A 6186-nucleotide genomic window follows, 5' to 3' on the forward strand; every position below is an offset into this window, starting at 1 on the left:
TCCAATGCCAAACACCTCGCCGAGTATACCCGGCGGGTTACAGTGGTTGATCTGGTTAATAAAGGTGAGCCCGAAACATTATGCCGCAATCCCCTCTACGATCTGCTGGTTGACTATTTGCGTGCAGAAGATCATGAAACTGTACCAGCGGCACTGATGAATAGCTGGGTTTTGCATCATGAAACTGACCCGGATAAGAACGAATGTTGGTCAGATATACCGATAGCCTGGCCCACCGTGATCTGAGCCATCAGTTGTTCATGCAACCTGGCAGGACCATGTACCCTGAATATGCGCATCAGTTGTTTCAGGAAGTCTTCAGCGGCCTGTTGTTTTGCCGGACATAGCTGATCAAGGTCATCAATACCTTTCATAAAGCACTCCACTGACCGGCAGGATTGCTCAACACCCATAGACCCGGACGCTGCAATCCACATGCATTTGGCCTCATTGATCAGAAAATCGTTGCAATAGCTGGTCAGCGCCTGGACATTGTCTTCTGGCCATTCCCGGATTTTTTTAGCAGTATTGAACAACAGCAGGTCTGTGGGGTAGAGGCCTTCATAATCGGTCTGGGCAAGGAGTGTTTTTAACAAGTGTTCCTTATCCAGGGCGATCCGGTTTTGCAGGCAGTCAGAAGGATAATCTGCATCGAATTCCTGTTTTTTACTGACATGATTGAGCAGTTGCAACAGGGCTTGCAGAGTGGCCGGTTTTGCCAGTTGGCCTAAAAGGTGCAGAAGGTTTCTGTTATCACCCGAAGGGTTGGCTGTCAGTAACTGGTTAAGGGTATCAAGGTCGAGGTGTCGGAATTCCTGAAGACATGTGAGCAGCGTTTTGCAGGTCCTGTAGCGCCGTTTTGCGGCAGCGAAAACCAGGGCGCTCGATGGCTTGCCCTTATCATCCTGCGTCAGCAAATCCCATGGAAACATTCTGCCTTCGTTATGCAGTGACTCCAATAAGGGGAATGCACCCCGGACATTAATAATCTGGAAGGGCAGTTTGCCCGTTGGCAGCCACCGGAAGTTGCCCCCACCAGTATCGTGCCCGGGATACTCAATGATATCAAGGAAGTTGGAAGGAACGTGCTTTCTCTGGGCTGCGCAGTCCTTAACAATCCTGGCGCTAACGCTGTCAGCAGCCATGTTGTCACGGAGATATTGACACAACACTCGTTGTATGGCGCGGGATTCTGACAATTGTTGACCATGCTCAAAGGCTTTGGTGAACAGTTCCAGCTCGGCCTCTCTTGTTTTTTTGGACTCAGCGTCAAGCTCAGGTTTCAGGCTGGCTTCCAGTTGTGCGGCCGCTGCCTCAATGAGTGCAGAGTTTTCAGCAATGGTTTGTTTCGCTGCCTGAATCTGTTGTTGCAAACGGACAATTTTGTTTTCTATATCATCAATTCGTTCCAGCCTCTCCAGCGCCATTAAATTGATGACTTCCGGAAGAATGTCCGGGTTGGTATTGTGAGATCGACATTCCCCGGCAAATTCCAGCCATTGCACATCATTTTGATACTTTTTATGGTCGGCATGTTGATCTTGTGTACATTCGTACAGTTCTAAAGTTGCCTCCTTCTGTTTACTGCTCACATTTTTTAAGTAGTAATAATTATCTTTGTTATGAAAGGCAATCAGTGCATCAGCATAGGAATACGACTCGTCATCAATCATTATCTTGCAGTGTATGCGGTTTCCTAACAGACCAAACAGTACTTCCTTATACTCCTGCAACTCTCTGGCCCTGTGGTTATGTCCCTTTTCCATTTCGGCCAGGGTTTTGTTTGCACCCTCAATCTGATGTTGTAGCTCTTTAATTTTATAGTTATTTTTTTTCTTAAGATATTTTATAAGCGTAAATACTTGGTGATCTGTCCTCATGGGGCTGTCAATAAGCATGGGGGCGGGATGATTCGCTGCAGCTTTCAGCTGCTGCCTGTTTTCTTCCATACCGATCCAGTCAAACAGGCTGGTGCCGTCAGACAATGTATTCTCTAAAGGGGCCGATTCTATTAATCCCATCAGCTGCTGTTTTTGTTGTTCGTTGAGCGGCTTTGTATCAATACCGGAATATTTTGCCGTATGACCCCATGCCATTGACTCCAATGTTGATAGCAGAGGTTGGTCATGGGGGTAAGAACGATCTTGCAGCGTGTGTGACTGACACTTTTGCTGAATATTCTTCAGATCATCCATTCTACTATTATGCCGCTCATGGGTTCGATGCATAGCCTTGCGCTTCTCAAGCTCAGGAGCCCTGCATCTGGGGTCTCTTTGCAGATGGTAGAGTGTCGACTCTAATGACTGGTATTGACGTCGCTGAGTTCGAACACTGTCACTCCATACCTGGTTCATCTCGGCAATACGGTGGGATAAATACTCTGGCCGGTGACTGAACTCACGGATATCTGGATGACCCAGAGCCTTGCTGACTAACTCAGGTTCGTATCGGTTTCTCAATGCAGAAACAGTACTCAATAGCTCCTGGTCTGCCGGTGAGAGCACAGGGGCTTCAGGCCCGAAAATTACCTTGTTTATCTGTTCCTGCAATTCCTGTGGGGAGGGGAACCGACCTATGTACTGGAGATGTTTCAGCGTATTCCCGGTTTCAACCCACTGGTTATGGGTGGAAGCAATCTCACTGGTTGATTGCCACTGGCTGTGCTCCTGTTGCAAACAGTGGAATCGATCACACAACGCAATAATCTGTTTTAAGGTTTCGTCCTCATTTTGCACAGGACGATTCAACCTGATCGTGCTGTTGGCAAACTGAACCAGTCGATCTATTCCGGCTTCAGCAGCATCTTTCTCGGCAATCAGACCGTCATCACTGATTTGATTGAGCCAGTTGCCAATCAATGGGATCAGTGTCTTAAGCTGATCGCACAGGTAATATCTGGATGGCAGGGTATGAAACTGTGTGCGATCGATCTGGTCAGACATTGCCATGTCAGAATCGGTACGGGACACATCATACGACATCGGTTTTGTACTGCTGCTGTCTTCAGGAAGGAATTGCTGACAAAGTTCGGAAGCTGTTTTAATCAAGCATTTGATTTCACTGGCAAGAAGTCCCTGGTAGGCAGATCGGTGATGAGCCGTTAATATCTTCTGTTGCTGATCCAGGCTGGATAACTCCCGTCGTTGGTTCATTCTTTTTTCTACTGTCTTGCTCAACTTGTTGATCAGGTGTGGGTAGTTATCAGAGGGCTGGTTCGATGGCCGCATGGATGTCAACACAGAATCCATTATTTGCTGATAGCTGCAGCTGCTGTCACTTTGTTTGAAAGCGGCTTTCACCGACTGCCGGATCCTGCTCCCCAGTAAACCGTCAGGATGGCGCCACTCGTCTCTGAAAAGCTCACCCATTTGCAGTTTTAATTTATTGGTTGCACTGTTTCCGTAACTATCGTACTTGTCATCAGCAAACTGGAGGAAATCACTTCTTGATCGAATGATGTACAGCGTTTTGATTAAACGCTTGAATGCGTTGTCTGATGGGTAAAATTCGGCAAATAACTGAAAGGCAGTAAGCTCCAGCAGCTGTGTACGGTTGTGATTGTCTGGCAGTCCGGGGAGTACTGTTGCCAATTGCTGTAACACAGAGCGTGATGTCTGGTTTGATGTCCGGCCCTGAATGCTGGTGATGATTGCCCTGAGGTCAAGCCCCGGCTTTCCGGTTGCCTCTGCTAATGCCAACAGTTCCCTGATAACGTTCATGGCCTCCAGTTCTTCAAGGGTGACTGCGGCGCTAACTGGAGAAGAAGCTTCTGTTTTTAGAACTTTACGGGGTATAAATTCAGTGGCTGAGTCGTCAATGAATGGCCTTTTCAGTGATTTGTGTACATTTTCGCTAATTGTTAAAACAGTGCCGGTTGCTGAAAAGTCGCCGGTTGCTGAAACAGCGCTGGTGTTTTCTGTGGTAGCCTGCTGAATAATCGGCAACACTTTAGTGTTGAACACCTGAAGTGCAAAAGACATTTTATTTTTATTTTGAGTGTTTCCGGTAAACAGGCAGGTGATTGGCACCTCCATTTTTATCCAGTCAATGGGGCGAGTCAGATCAGTTGATTGAGGCGTTAGCAGAAAGTCCTTCCGTAGTTTTTGTTCGTCGCGGTTCTTTCGTTCACTCCTTCGATTTTTGGGATGGCTATCTTTTACTGAAGGAATACGAAAGTGTTTGTCCTTCGGTAGCATCAGATGTTGTGGATCAAGTGTGATAGCACGGTCACTGGTCAGCAGATAGTCAGGAAGGGTGAGATAGTTCTCTGCTGAAAGGGTGTGGTTGGCCAAGGGCATATAGTCATCATCTGAGTACCCACCACAGGAGTCCATTTCCCAGTTGTCATCCTCTGTATCTTGCTGGTTAAATTCATGCGCGATGGCCTGCAACCCATCATTGTGATGGTCAATCAGGGTTCGGGCCTTATTCGTGACCTCCGGAGGCACTGATAACCCATCCATTGTCGCCAGCATTATTATGCTCCGCGCCATTCTCAACTGGAGGGTTTTTAGCAGGCAATTTACCGATTGTTCGCTGGACGTCCTTTCGGCTTCCCTGGCATTTTCATCAAGGGAATAGGTCAGGATCAGTTGGGCTTTGTACATTGCCAGGAGAGTATCACTGCCAATGCTCGCGGTTTCCAGTAGATTGTTCAGCAGGGACTGGCCTCTGAATTTAAGCAGTGTGTAGATAATGCCCAGGCGATTTTCTGCATTGACAGATGGGGTAAGATCGCAGAGCAGTGTGTCAAAGAGCTTGACGATTTCAGTGAGTTCTTGAGGGGTGGCATCGACTATTGCCTTTTTTATCAGCTCCTCACGAGGGTTTTTTGCTTCATCACCACTGACCAGACGCCCTTCCTTATAGATACAGAGTTCCTCCAGCCCGGTATCCTCCAGCGCTGGTAATTGTGTGTAAAGCTTGTTGGTCACCATGCTTTTCAGCCAGGCCAGTTGCTGGCTGTTGAGTTTGTCACCTTTCAGGTGGTGTTGCGATAACCAGGAAAAGAGAGGCTTCATCATGGAAAAGCCGGGATGGGTGGTTAATTTCAACGTTGGAATCAGTGCGGTTAATGCCTCGCACTCCTGTGCACTGGACGGTGACAGCTTATGTTTTGTGTTGAGTGCGTTGGTAATGTGCTGACTGGTGGCTGAGTCCTGAATGTTCAGAACCATGGCCAGTATCTTCTGCCAGTGAGCCATTGATACTGCTTTTCGTTTTTGCACATGATCCAGAATAACACCCGGGTCTTCCCTGCGATCACTTTGCCCCAAAAGACGATCACGCAGTTCCCGAAATGTCTCATCACCGAGATCTTCGCGGGTAAAGTGATTCAGGCCGATACTCAGGGTCCGGGTTTGCGCATTGAATTTTATCTCCTTCGGGGTTGGCTGCCCATCTGCCAGTCGATGCAGTTCGTGTAGTTTATGCCCCTGTTTTATCCGGGTAATCAGCTCCAGTAACAATCCGGTCTGCAGCTGTGACGGGTGGTCTGAGACTTTTACCATCTCCCCGCGGTCCATTTTTCTTAAATAGGGGGTTAGCTCAAGCGCCGGTAACAAATATGTCAGGACTGAGGTTTGTGACATTTCTGTTGCTGACATCAATGAGGGAATGAGTTGGTTAAAAAGAATTCGTTTTTTAGCTGTTTGTTTGTAATCAGTCTTGGTCATCTGGTGAAGATGCAGTCTGTCGGCAATGGTTTTTTCGGAAACCCTCCCAAAATACCCTGTCGAACTGTCAGGAATCTGTTTTTCTGTTACCTCAGTCTTAGAGATACCCTGGGCCGTATTGTCTGATTCTGGTGAAATTGATAAATCATGAAAGCGCGGAAATAATAATGCCGTGTTTAGTTTATCCATGCTACTGCTCTACACGTTAATAGTCTGCTTTGACCACAACCGGGGGGCTGTCCGTGAAGACTGCCAGGGGAAGTGCCGGGTAGTCGCTCAGAGGTTTTAAAAGCCGTCGTATAAGCACGCGCAATCAGTAATAGCGCTAAAGTGCGGCTGTACGATAAACTATATTAACCTCACTCAAACTGGGATCATCCAGTCAAGTAAAAGTTCCCGCTCTATTTTTTTTTTGTAACTGTTCAGCACCCCTCACATAAATCTGGAATTTTCTGATTTTGTAACTATTCAGCACCCCTCATTTAAATCTGGAATTTTCTGATTTTTATAC

The 6186-nt window shown here is 47.2% G+C and carries 2 protein-coding genes; one reads left to right on the forward strand and one right to left on the reverse strand.

Annotated features, from left to right (window positions below):
• On the forward strand, positions 1-246 hold a 246-nt coding region (locus tag KDK14_RS19880; protein ID WP_257266962.1), incomplete at its 5' end, for a hypothetical protein.
• Here KDK14_RS19880 and KDK14_RS19885 read toward each other — a convergent pair.
• On the reverse strand, positions 177-5864 hold the full coding sequence (locus tag KDK14_RS19885) for a hypothetical protein (RefSeq protein WP_257266963.1): 5688 nt from the start codon (positions 5862-5864) through the stop codon (positions 177-179). The two genes, KDK14_RS19880 and KDK14_RS19885, sit on opposite strands and share 70 nt — an antisense overlap.
• Positions 5865-6186 lie beyond the last annotated feature (322 nt).

This window comes from Endozoicomonas sp. ONNA2 (genome assembly GCF_024606365.1).
Taxonomy (GTDB): domain Bacteria; phylum Pseudomonadota; class Gammaproteobacteria; order Pseudomonadales; family Endozoicomonadaceae; genus Endozoicomonas.